Here is a 16,522-nt window from a genome sequence, read left to right as displayed (position 1 = left end):
GGCCGGTCAGGCGGCCGCGGGGCACTCGGTGGCCGCGCGCGCCTCGTCGTAGCGCCGCAGCACCAGCCGGGCGACCGCCGGGTGGGCCGCCAGTGGGGCGCTGGTCCAGGTGGCCGTGGTGGTGGCCGCGCGGCGGGCGAAGAAGCCGGGGGAGAGGAGGTAGCCGGCGAGGGCGACCCGGCGGTGGCCGGCGGTCTGGAGGGCGGTGACGGCCTGGTGGGGCGTGGGGGCGGCGGCCGAGAGGTGGGCCGGGGTGACGAGGCGGCCCAGGCGGGCGGCCAGCAGCCGGGCCATCCGGGCGGTGTCGGCGACGGCCGTCGGCTCCGAGGAGCCGGCGCCGGCCAGCACCACGGGCGCGTCGGCCGGGGCGCCGGCCTCGGTGAGGCGGTCGGCGAGGGCCTCGGCGAGCAGCGGATGGGGGCCGAGGACGGAGGCGAGGTGGGAGTGGGGGAGATCGGCGGCGGCGAGGGCCTCGGGCAGGTCGACCCGTACGTGGTAGCCGGTGCCGAGCAGCAGCGGCACCAGGATCGGCCGCGCGCCCCCGAATCGGGTGAGCGCCTCGGCGAGCGATGGCCGGGCGAGGTCCAGGAAGCAGCAGCGGACGGTCAGTTCGGGGCGCAGGGAGCGAACAAGCCGAAGCAGCGCGCGCGTTGCGGTGGATGCGGCCGCGTCGCGGCTGCCGTGGGCGACGGCGAGCAGCACCGGCGCCGTCACCCCGCCGCCAGCCGGTAGCCGCGCTTGGGAACGGTGCGGATCAGTGTGGCGTGCGGCCCCAGGGCCGCCCGCAGCCGTCCGACCGCGGCCTCCACCGCGTGCTCGTCGGCCGCCGCGTCCGGCCAGGCGGCGCGCAGCAGGTCGGCGCGACTGAGCACCCGGCCGGGCCGTTCGGCGAGCGCCCGCAGTACGGCCGCGCCGCGCGGGCTGAGCCAGTGGCTCTCGCCGTCGACCAGGGCGGCGTTCCCCTGCAGCGTCAACACCTGCCCGGAGAGCGCGATTTCACGTCGGGTCCGGCCCGGCAGGGTGTCCGCGAGCAGCCGGACCAGCGAGCCGAGGCGGCCGCGCTCGGGGTGGACGGCGGGCAGGCCGAGCTCGGTGAGCGGGCGGGCGCACAGGGTGCCGACGCAGACCGGCAGGACGTCCTCGCGCAGGGCGTCGATCAGCGCCGCGTACAGGCCTTCGGCCTCCGCCGCGGCGAGCAGGGCGGTGATCGCTGGCGCGCTGGTGAAGGTGAGGGCGTGCACCTGGCGGCGGACGGTCTGGTCGAGCAGCTTGCGCACCGCGCTCGGGTCCTCCGGGGGCGCCCAGCGGTAGACCGGTACGGAGATCACCTCGGCGCCGCGCTCGCGCAGCGCCGCCGCGAAGGCGTCCAGCCGGACCCCGTGCTCCTGGACGGCGATCCGGCGCCCGGCCAGCGGGCGGGCGAGCAGCCAGGTGAGCAGTTCGTCGGTGGCCTCGGTGCCCGGCGAGTAGCCCTCGTCCAGTCCGCTGGCCCGCACCGCGCCGGTGGCCTTGGGGCCGCGGCTGAGCACCACCGCGCCCCGGCAGGCCTCGGCGAGCGCGGCGCCCCGGCCCCAGCCCTCGGCCGCGCTCATCCAGCCGCGCCAGCCGACGCCGGTGGTGGCCACCACGTAGTCGAGTGGGGCGGCCAGGCAGCGGTCGGTGGCCTCGCGCAGTGCGAGGTCGTCGGGGAGCGGCAGGATGCGCAGCACCGGGGCCTCGACCACCTGCGCGCCGCGCCGGGTGAGCAGGGCGGTGAGCTCCTCGCGGCGGCGCGCGGCGGTGACGCCGACGGTGAAGCCGGTGAGCGGTCCTGGCGGAGTGGGGGTTGCTGCCATGCCCGCCAGCGTGCGCTGCGCGTGTTACGGGGGCATTGCCCGGCCGTCACCCGCCGGTAAGCGAAAGTGCCGCTCCGGTTACGGCAGATGTCGGGCCGTGCACCCTGGCGGCCGGATGCCGTGAGCGAGGCGTACCGCGCCCGCAACATTGACGACCCGATCGCGAAACAGCGGGCGGTCACCTTTCTCGGCATGACGTTGACCAGCCCCGCCGTCCTCGCCACGGCCACCGACACGCACTGCCCGTACTGCTCGCTGCAGTGCGGCATGCGGCTGTCGCCGGCCGCGCGTTCGGGCCGACCGGGCGCGGACCAGCCGGTCGAGGTGCTGGAGCGCCCGGACTTCCCGGTGAACCGGGGCGCGCTGTGCGGCAAGGGCCGCTCGGCGCCCGCGTTGCTGGACCGGGACGTCCGGCTGACCGGCCCGCTGCTGCGCGACCGGCCCGGCGCCCCGCTGCGTTCGGCGAGCTGGCCGGAGGCCCTGGACCGGGTGGCCGCCGGGCTGGTCCGGACCCGGGCCGAGCACGGGCCGGACGCGGTGGGCGTGTTCGGCGGCGGCGGGCTCACCAACGAGAAGGCGTACCTGCTGGGCAAGTTCGCCCGGGTGGTGCTGGGTACCGCCAACATCGACTACAACGGCCGGTTCTGCATGTCCTCGGCCGCCGCCGCGCACCGCCGGGCCTTCGGCCTGGACCGCGGACTGCCGTTCCCCCTCGCGGACATCCCGTACACCGGGTGCCTGATCCTGGTCGGCGGCAACCCGGCCGAGACGATGCCGCCCGCCGTCCGCTACTTCCGCGAACTGCGGGAGAACGGCGGCACGTTGATCGTGGTCGACCCGCGCCGCACCCGCACCGCCGAGCTGGCCGACCTGCACCTGCAGCCCCGCCCCGGCGGGGACCTGGCGCTTGCCCTCGGCCTGCTCCACCTGGTGATCGCGGACGGCCTGGTGGACCGCGAGTTCGTCGATCGAAGGACGTCGGGCTTCGAGCGGGCCCGCGAGTCGGCGATGGCCCACTGGCCCGACCGGGTGGAGCGGATCACCGGCGTGCCCGCCCACCAACTCCGTGAGGCCGCCCGGCTGTTCGGCCGGGCCGACACCGGCATGGTGCTCACCGCGCGCGGCCCGGAGCAGCAGAGCAAGGGCACCGACACCGTCGGCGCCTGGATCAACCTGTGCCTGGCCACCGGCAAGGCCGGCCGCCCGTACAGCGGTTACGGCTGCCTGACCGGCCAGGGCAACGGCCAGGGCGGGCGCGAGCACGGCCAGAAGGCCGATCAGCTGCCCGGCTACCGCTCGATCGAGGACCCGGCGGCGCGGCAGCACGTCGCGGCGGTCTGGGGAGTCGACCCGGCCGAGCTGCCCGGCCCCGGCAAGTCCGCGTACGAGCTGCTGGACACCCTCGGCCGACCGGGCGGCGTCCGGACGCTGCTGCTGGCCGGCTCCAACCCGGCGGTCTCCGCGCCGAACGCCGGGCACGTCACCGAACGGCTGCGCGCACTGGACCTGCTGGTGGTCGCCGACGTGGTCCTCTCCGAGACGGCCAGGCTCGCCGACGTCGTGCTGCCGGTCACCCAGTGGGCCGAGGAGGACGGCACCACCACCAACCTGGAGGGCCGGGTGATCCTGCGTCGCCGTGCCTTCGACCCGCCCGAGGGGGTGCGCAGCGAGCTGTGGCTGCTGCGCGAGCTGGCCGCCCGGCTGGGCGTTGCGGACGGCTTCCCGGCCGAGGCCGAGCAGGCCTTCGCCGAGCTGCGCCGCGCCTCGGCCGGCGGCGACGCCGACTACGCGGGCATCAGCTACCAGCGGATCGCCGCCGAGGACGGGGTGTTCTGGCCCTGCCCGACGCCGGACCACCCGGGCACCCCGCGACTGTTCCTGGACCGCTTCGCCACCCCGGACGGCCGGGCCCGCTTCGCCGAGGTCACCCACCGCCCGGCCGGCGAGGAGCCGGACGAGGAGTACCCGCTGTTCCTGACCACCGGCCGGGTGCTCTCCCAGTACCAGAGCGGCGCCCAGACCCGCCGGGTCGCCGAGCTCAACGCCGCCGCCCCCGGCCCGTTCGTCGAGCTGCACCCGCGGCTGGCCGAGCGGCTCGGGATCACGGACGGCGAGCCGGTCGCGGTCACCAGTCGGCGCGGCCGGGCCGTCGCCCCGGCGCGGATCACCGACGCCATCCGGCCGGACACCGTCTTCATGCCCTTCCACTGGGCGGGCGCCGGCCGGGCCAACAGCCTCACCAACCCGGCGCTCGACCCGGTTTCCCGGATGCCGGAGTTCAAGCTCTGCGCCGTCCGGGTGGAGCGCGCCCAGCAGGAGGTGACGTCATGACCCCCAGAATCGCCGTGGTCGGCGGCGGCATGGCGGCCGCCCGCTTCGCCGAGCGCTACGGCGCCCTCGGCGGGGCCGGCGCGGTCACCGTGTACGGAGCCGAGCCGCGCGCCCCGTACAACCGGGTGCTGCTCGCCGAGGTGCTGACCGGGCGCTACGACGCCGAGTCGATCGCCCTGCCGCTCGGCGGGGCGTCGGCCCGGCCCGGCTGCGAGGTCATCGCCCTCGATCTGAACGCCCGCACCCTGGGGCTGGCCGACGGCACCGTGGAGCGCTGGGACGAACTGGTGCTGGCCACCGGCGCCAACCCGGTGCTCCCGCCGGTCCGCGGGCTGCGCCGCACCGACGGATACGGCCTGGTCGAGGGCGTGCACACGCTGCGCACCCTGGAGGACTGCGCCCGGCTGGCCGAGGAGGCCGTCGGCGCCAAACGGGCGGTGGTGATCGGCGGCGGGGTGCTCGGGGTGAGCGCCGCCCGGGCGCTGGCCGCGCTCGGCGTGCGCACCGAAATCGTCCACCAGGCACCATATCTGATAGAGCGTCAACTCGATCCGGAGGCCGCCGCCGTACTGCGCGAGCGGTTGCAGGTGCTCGGCGTCGACTGCTACACCGGCAACCGCGCCCGGGCCGTGCACGGGGGCGAGCGGGTCGGCGCCGTGGAGCTGGCCAGCGGCTACCGACTGGACTGCGACCTGGTGGTCCTTGCCTGCGGCACCCGCCCGCGCACCGCGCTGGCCCACGCCGCCGGACTGCCGGTCAACACCGGGATCCTGGTGGACGACCGACTGGCCGCCGCCCCGCACGTGTCCGCGATCGGCGACTGCGCCGAGCACCGCGGCACCGTCCACGGCCTGGCCGGCCCCGCCTGGGAACAGGCTGACGTGCTCGCCCGCCGGCTCTCCGGCGCCGAGCCCGAGGCCCGCTACCCCGGGACCAGCCCACGCGCCCGGCTCAGCACCGGCGACCTGGAGTACGCGGCCTTCGGCACCGTGGACGAGACCCTCGACCCCGGCCTCGACGTGCTGCGGCTCACCGACGCCACCCGCGGCAGCTACAAGAAGCTCGTCCTGCGCGGCGACCGGCTGGTCGGCGCCATCCTGCTCGGCGACCTGGCCACCGTGGACGCGCTGGCCGGCGCCTTCGCCGACGGCGGCGCGCTCGCCGGCCACCCCCTGCACCTGCTCACCCGAGGAACCGCAATGACTGGAGTAGCGCGATGACCCTTGACGACCGCACTGTCCGGGACCTCGTCCTGGTCGGCCACGGCATGGTCGGCCAGCGCTTCCTGGAGGCCTGGACCGAGCAGCCGGCCGCGCGCGGCTGGCGGGTCACCGTGCTCGCCGAGGAGCCCCGGCCCGCCTACGACCGGGTCCACCTCAGCTCGCTCTTCGACGGTGGCACCGTCGAGGACCTCGCGCTCTGCCCCACCGGCTTCCTCGCCGAGCACGGCATCGACCTGCGCCTGGGCGACCCGGCCACCGCGATCGACCGGGCCGGGCGGACCGTCACCACCCGGTCCGGTGTCGAAGTCCGCTACGACGTCCTGGTGCTGGCCACCGGCTCGGTGCCCTTCGTGCCGCCCGTGCCCGGCACGGACGCCCCCGGCTGCCACGTGTACCGCACCATCGAGGACGTCGACGCCATCCGCGCCGAGGCCGCCACCGCCGGGACCGGCGTGGTGGTCGGCGGCGGACTGCTCGGCCTGGAGGCGGCGGGCGCCTTGCGGGCCGGGGGCCTGGCCACCCACGTGGTGGAGTTCGCGCCCCGGCTGATGGCCGTCCAGGTCGACGACGGCGGCGGCGCCGCGCTGCGCCGCAAGATCGAGGACCTGGGCGTCACCGTGCACACCAGCGCCGGCGCCAGCGGCGTGCTCACCGGCCCGGACGGCCGGGTCCGCGGCCTCGCCCTGTCCGACGGGCGGGAACTGCCCGCCGACCTGGTGGTCTTCTCCGCCGGGGTGCGCGCCCGCGACCAGCTCGCCCGGGACTGCGGACTGCCGGTCGGCCAGCGCGGCGGCGTGGTGGTCGACGACCGGTGCCGCACCGAGGACCCGGCGATCCTCGCCATCGGCGAGTGCGCCCAGGCCGTCGACGGCCGGGTCTACGGCCTGGTCGCCCCCGGCTACCTGATGGCCGAGACGGCCGCCCGGACCATCGCGGAGCAGGAGGGCGAGGGTTTCACCGGCGCCGACCTGTCCACCAAGCTCAAGCTGCTCGGCGTGGACGTCGCCAGCTTCGGCGACCCGCACGGCAGTGCCGAGGGCGCGCTCGACGTGCTCTACAGCGACAGCCGCAGCGGCGTCTACCGCAAGCTGGTGATCGGCTCCGACGGTGCGCTGCTCGGCGGCGTCCTGGTCGGTGACACCGAGGGCTACGGCGTCCTGCGCCCGCTCGCCGTGGCCGGCAAGCCGCTCACCGTCGCTCCCGAACAGCTCGTTCTCCCCGCCGGGTTCGCGGGGGCCGCCGGACCGGTCGCGCTGCCCGACGACGCGGTGCTCTGCTCCTGCCACAATGTCACCCAGGGCGCCGTCCGGGCCGCGGTCCGCGACCAGGGTGCCGACAGCGTCGCCGCCGTCAAGAAGTGCACCCGGGCGGGCACCGGCTGCGGCAGCTGCCTCAAGCAGCTCGGCACCGTCGTCACCGAGGAGCTGGAGGCGGCCGGGGTCTCCACCGGCAAGGGCCTGTGCGAGCACTTCGCCCACACCCGGGCCGAGTTGTACGAGATCGTCCGGGTCACCGGGCCGGCGAGCTTCTCCGAGCTGCTCGCCGAGCACGGCAGCGGCGAGGGCTGCGAGATCTGCAAGCCGACCGTCGCCTCCATCCTGGCCAGCCTCGGCAACGGCCACATCCTGGACGGCGAGCAGGGCGCCCTGCAGGACTCCAACGACCACTTCCTCGCCAACCTCCAGCGCAACGGCTCCTACTCGGTCGTCCCCCGGGTGCCCGGCGGCGAGATCACCCCCGAGGGCCTGATCGTGATCGGCGAGATCGCCCGCGACCACGGCCTCTACACCAAGATCACCGGCGGTCAGCGGATCGACATGTTCGGCGCCACCGTCGACCAACTCCCGTTCATCTGGCGCAAGTTGGTCGACGCCGGGTTCGAGTCCGGACACGCCTACGGCAAGTCGCTGCGCACCGTGAAGTCCTGCGTCGGCGAGACCTGGTGCCGCTACGGCGTCCAGGACTCCACCACCCTCGCCATCGAACTGGAGCTGCGCTACCGGGGGTTGCGCTCCCCGCACAAGCTCAAGGCCGCCGTCTCCGGCTGCGCCCGCGAGTGCGCGGAGGCGCAGAGCAAGGACTTCGGCATCATCGCCACCGCGGCCGGCTGGAACCTCTACGTCGGCGGCAACGGCGGCATGACCCCCCGGCACGCCGACCTGCTCGCCGCCGACCTCGACCGCGAGACCCTCATCCGCACCATCGACCGCTACCTGATGTTCTACATCCGCACCGCCGACCGGCTGGAGCGCACCTCGGTCTGGCTGGAGCGGCTGGAGGGCGGCCTCGACCACCTGCGGGCCGTGGTCCTCGACGACTCGCTCGGCATCGCCGCCGAGCTGGACGAACTGATGGCCCGTCACATCGGCGGCTACCGGGACGAATGGGCCGAGACACTGGCCGACCCCGAGCGGCTGCGGCGCTTCTCCTCCTTCGTCAACGCCCCCGGAACCCCCGACCCGGCCGTGACCTTCGTCCCCGAACGCGGCCAGATCCGCCCCGCCCGCCCCGGCGAGGCCAGCCACACCCTCAACGCCCCGGTGCTGGTCGCCGGGGCCCGACTGGAGGTGCTCACCCCGTGACCGTACAGATCCACGACGGCACCCGCTGGCAGACCGTCTGCTCCCTCGCCGACCTCCAACCCGGCCGCGGCGTCGCGGTGTTGCTCCCCGACGCCGGACAGGTCGCCCTCTTCCGCGACCGCGCCGGGGAGCTGTACGCCGTCGACAACCTCGACCCGTTCAGCGGGGCCCCCGTCCTCTCCCGCGGCCTGATCGGCAGCCGCGGCGAGCGGCCGACCCTGATCTCGCCGATGTACAAGCAGGTCTACGACCTCACCGACGGGCGATGCCTGGACGAGGACACCGCCCCCGACGGCACCCCCGCCGTGCTGCGGCGCTGGCCGGTCAGGGCTTTCGACGGGGAGGCGGCGGCATGACGACCGTCCTCGACGCGAGAACGCCCGCCGCACTCAGCGGCTGGGACCCGGAGAACGAGGAGTTCTGGGCGCGCGGCGGGGCCCGGATCGCCCGGCGCAACCTGGTCTTCTCCGTGCTCTCCGAGCACATCGGCTTCTCGGTGTGGAGCCTCTGGTCGGTACTGGTGCTCTTCCTCGGGCCCCAGTACCACATCGACACGGCGGGGAAGTTCACCCTCACCGCCCTGCCCACCGCGCTCGGCGCGCTGCTGCGGCTGCCGTACACCTTCGCCGTCGCCCGGTTCGGCGGGCGCAACTGGACGGTGATCAGCGCGCTGCTGCTGCTGGTGCCGACCGTGCTGGCGGCCGTGGTGCTGGAGCCCGGCGTTTCGTACGGGACGCTGCTCGCGGTGGCCTGCGTGGCCGGGGTCGGCGGCGGCAACTTCGCCTCCTCGATGGCCAACATCAACGCCTTCTACCCGCACCGGCTCAAGGGCTGGGCGCTCGGCGTCAACGCGGGCGGCGGCAACCTCGGCGTCCCGGCCGTCCAGCTGCTCGGGCTGCTGGTGCTGGCCACCGCCGGCGCCGCCCACCCCCGGCTGCTGCCGCTGGTCTACCTGCCGCTGATCGTGCTGGCGGCGGCCGGGGCCTGGTGGAAGATGGACAACCTGCCGGCCACAGCGGCGAGTTCGGGGGAGGGGCGGGCGCTGCGCGAGGTCGCCCGTGACCCGTACGGCTGGGCGGTCTCCACGCTGTACATCGGCACCTTCGGCTCCTTCATCGGGTTCGGCTTCGCGTTCGGGCAGGTGCTGCAGGTGCAGTTCCACGAGCGCTTCGACACCCCGGTCAAGGCCGCCGCGCTCACCTTCCTGGGGCCGCTGCTGGGCTCGCTGCTGCGGCCGGTCGGCGGGCGGCTCGCCGACCGGTACGGGGGTGCCCGGGTCACGCTGGCGACCTTCGTCGCCATGGGAGCCGGGACGGCGGTCGTGCTGGCGGCCTCCCGGGCGGGCTCGCTGCCGCTGTTCCTGACCGGGTTCATCGCGCTGTTCGTGCTCAGCGGGATAGGCAACGGTTCGACGTACAAGATGATCCCCGCCCACTTCCAGTCGATCGCCCGGAAGAGTGTCGCGGCGGGGGCCGACCCGGAGGCCGCCGAGGCCGGCTCCCGGCGGCGGGCCGGGGCGCTGATCGGGCTCGCCGGGGCGATCGGGGCCTTCGGCGGGGTGCTGGTCAACCTGGCCTTCCGGCAGTCCTTCCAGGCCAGCCACAACGGGGACACCGCGTACCTGGGGTTCCTGGCGGCATACGTGTTCTGCTCGGTGCTCACCTGGGCGGTCTGGCTCCGGCGGCGGTGAGGGGACACCCGATCGGCCGTGTTGACGCCGGGTCGTTCGTACGGCGATCGGACGACTCGGCGCGCGGGTGCCCGGGGCGGCGGCTAGCGTCGGCCGCGACACGCCCCAAACCCCCGGAGGTTGCAGTGCAGCGCTGGATCATCGTGACGGCCCTCACCACCGCCCTCGTCGGCCTGGCCCCGGCTGCCCAGGCCGCCCCGGCCGCTGACCCGGACCCGGTCACCACAGTGGTCACCCTTGGAGACGCCCGGATCGATCCGAAGGTCCCCGGCCGGGTCCGGGTGGACGTCAGCTACGTCTGCTCGGTGGCCGACGACGCCCGCTCGCTCACCGTCTCGGTCGAGCAGAAGGACCCGCAGGACTCCGCCTCGATCGCCTTCGGCTCCAGTCGGACGGCCGAGGCCGACATCGTCTGCGACGGCACGCAGCAGCAGCGGCAGCTGACCGTCCAGTCCAAGACCGTCAACTGGATCCCGGGTGCGGAGGCCGTGGTCATCGCCACCGTCTCCAACATCGGCGCCACCCCGTCGGCGGCGGCCGACTCCCGCCGGGTGGAGCTCGTCACCGAGTGACGGTCCGTCCGGGCCGTCGCCCCGCTCAGGGGCCTGTCCTCGGACTCCAGGCCGCGCCGCCCCGATCTCCGGGGCGGCGCTCGCCGTTTCGGCCCGCCGCCCCTCCTGCGGGCCGTCGGCGTGGCGATCCTTCCGGGCCGCTCCGGGTGAGGTGGCCCTTCCTTCTTCTCGATCCCACAGGTGAGCAGGGCTGCTCTACCTTGGTCGCTTGTTCTACAGTGCTGTAGAACTAATGGCCCACGGGTGACGAGCGAACGGGGGGCACACCATGGACAGGCCGCTTCGACTGCCGCAGCAGGACCGGGCCGACTTCGAGACGGAGCTCGGCAGGGCACTGGCGACGCCGCAGGTGCGGGCCGCGCTGCGGGACGGCGGGGAGGACGCGCGGGGTGTGGAGCGGTTGCGGCGGACGGCCCGGGAGAACGCCGAGTACGTGCTGGCCGCGGCGGCGCCGGAGTACGAGCGCTACGCGGCGCTGCGGGCGGACGCCGACTCGGTGGCGCGGCTGCCGGTGGACGCGCCGGCCCGGGAGCGGGTCTCCGGGTGGTGGGGGGTGCTCGGGGTGATCGTGCCGATCACCGCCGCGGCGGCCGCCGCGGCGCTCCTGCTGCTCGGTTACCTGCTCGGGCTGGCCGAGGACATGGAGGTGCTGGGCAAGGCGGTGGTGACCGCCGGCTGGGTGGCCGCCGCAGTGGCGGCGGTGTGCCTGCTGGTCGGCGGGCTGGGACTGCTGGGGGCGGCGGCCCGGGCAGAGAGGCCGGTGGAGACCGAAGCGGCGCAGGGGTTGGGGGAGTTGGTGGAGGCGCGGGCCGCCTGGCGATCGGCGCTGGCGGAGCGCGGGTTGGTGCCGTACCTGGTGGCGCAGGCGAACGCGGGCCCACGCGTCTGACGGGGTGCTTGGTCGAGTTCCTGGGCGGGCCCCTGGCGGTGCGTCCGACAGTGCTCCCGGCCGCGGGAGTTCCAAGGCGAGGTCGATTCGGGTAAGGGGAAGTTAAAATCGGCGCCGGGTCGCCGAGTTGGCGATCCGGTGTCGGCGGCGCCGGTTCGGGGGCCATCGGGCCAGGTGGGGTGGGCGCGACGGCGCGCCGAGGTGTGACCGGGGTGTGCGGCCGCGGGTGGGTGGCGCCGCTCCGCGTCGCGCGCGGGGCCTTGTGCACGATGTTCAGTGAAATATCATATGGCGCATTGCATAGCGGTCCGGGCGGGATCCGGTTCCCCATCCCCTGCCGCAATCGTGCTGACGATCTGTCGACTCCGCACGCGCACCGCGAACGCGCACCCTCCCCCCCACGTCACGAGAGACGGAACCCGACCCGTGATCAGATTCCGATCCCGCCTGTTCCAACGCGGCCGACGCACCGCCTTGGTGGCGCTCGCGGCCGCCCTGGCCGGCGCCGGGCTGAGCAGCCCGCTGACCGCCATGGCCGAGCCCCACAAGGCGGAGACCGCCACCGTGGTGGCCCAGCCGGGCACCCCGAAGACGGCCGCCGTCCCGCAGAAGTCCGGTCCGCGTCGGGCCAGGGCCGCCAGGACCGGCCCGGTCGCCACCGCCGACAAGAAGGCTCCCCAGCTGGTGGACGGTGCCGACCCGGGCACCGGCAAGAACGGCGACGGCTCCGTCGCGAACCAGTACGACCTCCAGGTCACCTACAAGGGTGGCCAGGAGTCGACCGGAGTGGTGATCGGCGCCCCCAAGGTCTACCTGGTGCTCTGGGGCTCTCAGTGGGGCACGCCCTCGACCAACTCGACCGGCGACGTCGTGACGACCGGTGACCCGGATCAGGCCGCCCCGTACCAGCAGGACTTCTTCAAGGGCCTCGGCAGCGCCGGCGACGGCTGGAGTGCCGTCCTGACCCAGTACTGCGAGGGCATCGCCGCCGGCTCCGTCCAGTGCCCGGCCGGGTCCGCCCACATCCCGTACCCGCAGGCGGGGAGCGTGCTCGCGGGCGTCTGGGTGGACAACGGCGCGCCCGCGCCGCAGGCCGCGACCGAGCCGCAGCTCGGTGCCGAGGCACTGGCCGCCGCCAAGCACTTCGGCAACCTGACCGAGGCGCAGAACCGCAACGTCCAGTACATCATCGACTCGCCGCAGGGCGCCGACCCGGACAAGTGGAAGGAGCTGGGCTACTGCGCCTGGCACGACTTCCAGCGCTCGCCGTACGGCCAGCTCGCCTACACCAACATGCCGTACCTGACGGACGTGGCCGGCTGCGGCACCAACTGGTTCGGCGAGAACACTCCGAGGGGTCGACTGGACGGCTACGGGATCATCGGCGGCCACGAGTACGCGGAGACGGTGACCGACCCGAACACCCCGGGCGGCTGGACCGACGCCACCGGCCAGGAGGTCGGTGACAAGTGCGCCTGGATCCCGCAGGGCGCCAACGGCGGGCTGTTCTTCGAGAGCCTGTCGACCGGGAGCTTCCCGTTGCAGACCCTGTGGTCCAACGCCGACCACCTGTGCATGGCCTCGGACCCGGTGGTGGCCAGTCCGCCGGTCTCGGTGAGCACGATGTGCGACCGGGTCGACAGGGCCGGGCAGCCGCTGTCGGTCCCGGCGGTGGGCGTGTCCAGCAGCGGTTCGGCCCTCACCTACAGCGCCACCGGGTTGCCGCAGGGGCTGGCCATCGACGCGCGGAGCGGGGTGATCTCCGGCACCGCCGCCGCGACCAACGGCTACCAGCGGATCACCGTGACGGCGACCGACGGCGCGGGCAAGGCCGCGTCCACCGGCTTCTGGGAGAACGTCAGTGCCACCGACCGGCCGGGCTGCGGCGCGATCGAGCAGCTCATCGACCCCGGCTTCGAGAACGGTTCGGCGGACGTCAACCACACGGTGATGACGGACTCCTGGGGCCCGTCGGGGTACAACATCATCACCCCGTCCAGCCTGCACGCGCCGCACTCGGGCTCGTGGTACGCCTGGCTCGGCCAGAACACCGGGACGGACGACTCCATCACCACGTACCTGAACACCTACCCGGGCTACGGGCAGGCGACCTTCTCCTTCTGGCTCGACACCGAGTCGACCAACGCCTCCACCGCCGCGCCCGACACACTGTCGCTGGTGGCGATCAACCAGTACACCGGGCAGCCGATCGGCACGGTGAAGACCTGGAGCAGCCAGAACCCGACCAGCGGCTACCAGTTCCAGTCGGTGGACCTCTCCCCGGTCATCGGGCAGGTCGGCTGGGGGACCACCATCGGCCTCAAGCTGGTCTCCCACGAGACCGGCACGACCCCGACCACCGCGTTCCTGATCGACGACGCCTCGGCCCACGAGAGCTGACCTGAGGCCTGTCCCTCGGGTCCTCGCCGGGCCCACGGGACAGGCCCCGGCGCCCGAACGTCGGCCCCGGCACCCCGCGTTGCGGTGCCGGGGCCGACGCCGCTGCGATCACGGCCCGGGGGTCACGGCCCGGTCATCGGCCGGGTCCCGGGTTGTGCACGGGCGGCGTCGACCAGGAGTTGGGCGACGTCGAGGGGGAGGTCGAGCCGCCGGGCGATCCACGGGGCCGGGCGGCCGGCCTTGGCGAGCATCCAGGCCGAGTACAACTGGCCGAGCTGGGGCGCGTGTTCGGCGAGCAGCAGGGGGCGGACGGCGTCCATCGGGAAGCCTTCGAGCGCGCGGGCGCTGTACTCGCGTCCGTTGGGGCCGAGCGGCGGCAGCGGGAGCGGGCGGCGGGTGTCGAGCCAGCGGCTGAACAGCACCGCGCCGACCAGCAGCAGCCCGGAACAGGAGGCGGCGATCAGGATGCCGCCGATCATCGGGCGGTCCTCCTCCTCCGCCATACCGAGGGCGACCTCCTCCAGGACGAGCAGCCCGAGGACGGTCAGCAGCACCGCCGCCTCGCGCGGGCGCGGGAAGAGCCGGGACGTCGTCATGGGGAACCTCTTCCTCGGCGGGGCCGGGGGTCGGGGGCGGGCGCGGCGACTCACCTTCCGTACAACGGCGGCGGGCGGCCCGGGGCACGCCCGGACGACCAGGCGATGGAAGACCGGCTATCGAGTTGACGCTACGTCAGAAAGCCGCCGGGGGAGCCGAGTTCCGCCGGAGGCGGACTCGGGGGTTCGGGAGTGGGAGTGGTCGCGAGCCGTACTCCTGCGGTCCATGGGTCTCGCCTCCTTCCGGTCGGGCGCGCCGGGGTGGTGCGGACGTCGACGGGGGGCGGGGACTCGCCTTCGGACCCGTCGACAGCATAGCCCGGCCATGCCAACTTCGACAGTCTTGTCGAAGTTGGCATGCGGAGCGGCCGACTCCCCGGCTGCCCCCCCCGGGTGATCAACCAGCGCGCTGCGCGACGCCACCGGCATCCGCTTCGCCGACCCGCCGTTCCTGCGCGACCAGGTGTGGCAGGCGATGGCCGACCGGCGAGAGTGACATCGACAGTGACGTCGGAGTTACCCTGAGTACGGGAAGTCGCTTCCCCGGCCGGTGGTCCACAGTGGTAGAGGAGGCCGGGACGGATGGGACTCACCAGTCACAAACTGCTGGCGCTGGCGGCACTGCTCGTGGTGGCCACGGTGCTCGGTACGCTCTGGGTCTGGCCCAAGCTCGCCGTCCGCAGCTGGCCCGCGATGTTCATGCGTCTCGGCACCATCGCCGTCACCCAGCTGACCCTGCTCGCCACCCTCGGGCTCGCCGTCAACGACTACTTCGTCTTCTACAGCAGCTGGTCCGACCTGCTCGGGCACGAGCACGGCGCAGGCGTCATCCAGGGCGTCGGCGGCGGTACGGGCGGAGTGGGCACCCCGGCCGGCAGCCCGGCCGGCACCCCGGCGGGCAGCCCGTCCGGTACTCCGGCGGGGGCGCAGGTGCTGGGCACGGCGGAGATCACCGGCGCCGGCTCGGCCGGCCGCGACGCGGCCCAGATCGGCCGACTCGACAAGGTCCGGCTGCCCGGCACCACCACCGGCCTGAGCACCGACGGGTACGTCTACCTGCCGCCGCAGTACTTCCGGCCCGGCAACGAGGGCCGGCACTTCCCGGCCGTGCTGGTGATGACCGGCTTCCCCGGGGACGCCACCAACCTGGTCACCAAGCTGCGCTACCCGGCCACCGAACTCGACCTGCTGCGCAAGGGGACGATGAAGCCCACCGTCCTCGTGCTGATGCGGCCCTCGCCCAGCATGCCCCGGGACAGCGAGTGCGAGGACGTCCCGCACGGCCCGCAGGCCCAGACCTACTTCACCACCGACGTGCCCGCCGACCTACGGGCCTCCTACCGGGTGCTGGGCGGTGCGGACAGCCTGGGCGTCATGGGCGACTCCACCGGCGGCTACTGCGCCGTCAAGCTCGGCATGGAGCATTCGGCGGTCTTCCCGGCCGCGGTCTCGCTCTCCGGCTACTTCAAGGCCGCCGACGACGTCACCACCGGCGACCTCTTCGCCGGCAGCGGACAGCGCCGCGACGCGGCCGACCTCAACTGGCGGCTGGCCCACCTGCCGATGCCGAACGTCGCGGTGCTGCTCGCCGACAGCAAGGAGGACGGCAGCACCTACGCCGACTCCACGGCCTTCGCGGTGGCTGCCCGTCCGCCCCTGGTGGTGGCCCAGGCGACGGTGGACGCCGGCGGCCACAACTTCACCACCTGGAACCGGCTGCTCCCGCCCTCGCTGACCTGGCTCAGCTCCCACCTGGCGGATGCCTCGTAGTGTCAGCGTGCGAGCAGCGGCAGCGGCGCCCCGGTGCGGGCGGGCAGTTCCAGCCGGGTCAGCAGCGCCGAGGGCGAGACCTCGACCACCCGGCAGCCGGCCCGCTGCCGGCAGTGCCGGGCCACCGAGCCGCCGCGCAGCCGGTCGAGGCCGCGCCGGGTGGTGGCGCCCAGGACGAGCAGGTCGTCCGGGCCGCTGACGGCGGCGACCAGGGCGCGCCCCGGCTCGGCGTTCACCACCAGCGGGTGGATGACCAGCCCGGCCGGGTAGCCGCCGTAGGCCTGCTCGCAGGCGACGTCCAGGCGGCGCCGGGCGGCGTGCTCCAGTTCGGAGAGCGGGCGCAGGCCGTCCTTGTCGCCCGCCGTCCACGCGGCGACGGGCACCAGCACGGCCTCGTTCCGGGCCGCCTCGCCGACGGCGTGGTAGAGGGCGGCCAGACTGCTCAGTGATCCGCTCAGGCCGACGATCACTCGGGATGTGCCGGTCATGGCCGTTCGCCTCCGTCTCTCCGGTAGCTCACTCCGGTCGGGTTCCGCCGGTTCGGTACTCCCTGCTTCGGATGACTCCAGTGAACTCCGGAACAGCACCGTCCGTACTGTCGCTGACACCGTCATGACGCCGGTCGCACACATCT

13 protein-coding genes are annotated in these 16,522 nt (G+C 74.2%); 9 read left to right on the top strand and 4 right to left on the bottom strand.

The genetic code is table 11. The features are described from left to right. Positions 1–6 precede the first annotated feature (6 nt). Positions 7–714: a sirohydrochlorin chelatase gene (locus ABZW30_RS03240; RefSeq protein WP_355669312.1), complete on the bottom strand. Its 708-nt coding sequence runs from the start codon at positions 712–714 to the stop codon at positions 7–9. After that, positions 711–1,835: a uroporphyrinogen-III synthase gene (locus ABZW30_RS03235; protein WP_355669311.1), complete on the bottom strand. Its 1,125-nt coding sequence runs from the start codon at positions 1,833–1,835 to the stop codon at positions 711–713. Before ABZW30_RS03235 ends, ABZW30_RS03240 begins: the two co-directional genes overlap by 4 nt. 192 nt (positions 1,836–2,027) lie before the next feature. Here ABZW30_RS03235 and ABZW30_RS03230 point away from each other — a divergent pair, with 192 nt between their 5' ends. The 8 genes from ABZW30_RS03230 to ABZW30_RS03195 all read left to right on the top strand — a co-directional run bounded on the left by ABZW30_RS03230 (position 2,028) and on the right by ABZW30_RS03195 (position 13,522). Further along, positions 2,028–4,166 carry a molybdopterin oxidoreductase family protein gene (locus tag ABZW30_RS03230; protein ID WP_355669310.1) on the top strand — a complete coding sequence of 713 codons (2,139 nt, stop codon included), beginning with the start codon at positions 2,028–2,030 and terminating at the stop codon, positions 4,164–4,166. Continuing rightward, positions 4,163–5,386, top strand: a complete 1,224-nt coding sequence (locus tag ABZW30_RS03225; protein WP_355669309.1) for an FAD-dependent oxidoreductase — start codon at positions 4,163–4,165, stop codon at positions 5,384–5,386. Before ABZW30_RS03230 ends, ABZW30_RS03225 begins: the two co-directional genes overlap by 4 nt. Then, positions 5,383–7,971, top strand: coding sequence for a nitrite reductase large subunit NirB (gene nirB, locus ABZW30_RS03220; protein ID WP_355669308.1), 2,589 nt, complete (start codon positions 5,383–5,385; stop codon positions 7,969–7,971). The genes ABZW30_RS03225 and nirB overlap by 4 nt, the downstream gene beginning before the upstream one ends. Further along, positions 7,968–8,327, top strand: a complete 360-nt coding sequence (gene nirD / locus ABZW30_RS03215; protein ID WP_355669307.1) for a nitrite reductase small subunit NirD — start codon at positions 7,968–7,970, stop codon at positions 8,325–8,327. The genes nirB and nirD overlap by 4 nt, the downstream gene beginning before the upstream one ends. After that, positions 8,324–9,661: a nitrate/nitrite transporter gene (locus ABZW30_RS03210; protein ID WP_355669306.1), complete on the top strand. Its 1,338-nt coding sequence runs from the start codon at positions 8,324–8,326 to the stop codon at positions 9,659–9,661. The genes nirD and ABZW30_RS03210 overlap by 4 nt, the downstream gene beginning before the upstream one ends. A gap of 125 nt (positions 9,662–9,786) precedes the next feature. After that, the gene (locus tag ABZW30_RS03205; RefSeq protein ID WP_355669305.1) at positions 9,787–10,233 is read left to right on the top strand and encodes a hypothetical protein; all 447 of its coding nucleotides are present in this window, start codon (positions 9,787–9,789) and stop codon (positions 10,231–10,233) included. A 268-nt stretch (positions 10,234–10,501) separates the two neighbouring features. Then, positions 10,502–11,122, top strand: a complete 621-nt coding sequence (locus tag ABZW30_RS03200) for a hypothetical protein (RefSeq protein ID WP_355669304.1) — start codon at positions 10,502–10,504, stop codon at positions 11,120–11,122. A 426-nt stretch (positions 11,123–11,548) separates the two neighbouring features. After that, entirely contained in the window at positions 11,549–13,522 is a 1,974-nt protein-coding gene (locus ABZW30_RS03195) for an Ig domain-containing protein (RefSeq protein ID WP_355669303.1), read from the top strand. Between the two features lie 122 nt (positions 13,523–13,644). On the opposite strand, the gene ABZW30_RS03190 is transcribed toward ABZW30_RS03195, so the two are convergent. Continuing rightward, positions 13,645–14,118, bottom strand: a complete 474-nt coding sequence (locus ABZW30_RS03190) for a hypothetical protein (protein ID WP_355669302.1) — start codon at positions 14,116–14,118, stop codon at positions 13,645–13,647. A gap of 582 nt (positions 14,119–14,700) precedes the next feature. Here ABZW30_RS03190 and ABZW30_RS03185 point away from each other — a divergent pair. Continuing rightward, positions 14,701–15,888 carry an alpha/beta hydrolase-fold protein gene (locus ABZW30_RS03185; protein WP_355669301.1) on the top strand — a complete coding sequence of 396 codons (1,188 nt, stop codon included), beginning with the start codon at positions 14,701–14,703 and terminating at the stop codon, positions 15,886–15,888. A 2-nt stretch (positions 15,889–15,890) separates the two neighbouring features. On the opposite strand, the gene ABZW30_RS03180 is transcribed toward ABZW30_RS03185, so the two are convergent. Further along, positions 15,891–16,376 (bottom strand): universal stress protein, encoded by a 486-nt coding sequence (locus tag ABZW30_RS03180; RefSeq protein ID WP_355669300.1) that lies wholly within the window; start codon positions 16,374–16,376, stop codon positions 15,891–15,893. Positions 16,377–16,522 lie beyond the last annotated feature (146 nt).

Source organism: Kitasatospora sp. NPDC004669, assembly GCF_040609455.1.
Lineage (GTDB): Bacteria > Actinomycetota > Actinomycetes > Streptomycetales > Streptomycetaceae > Kitasatospora.
This window is presented reverse-complemented; position numbering and strand designations above follow the sequence as displayed.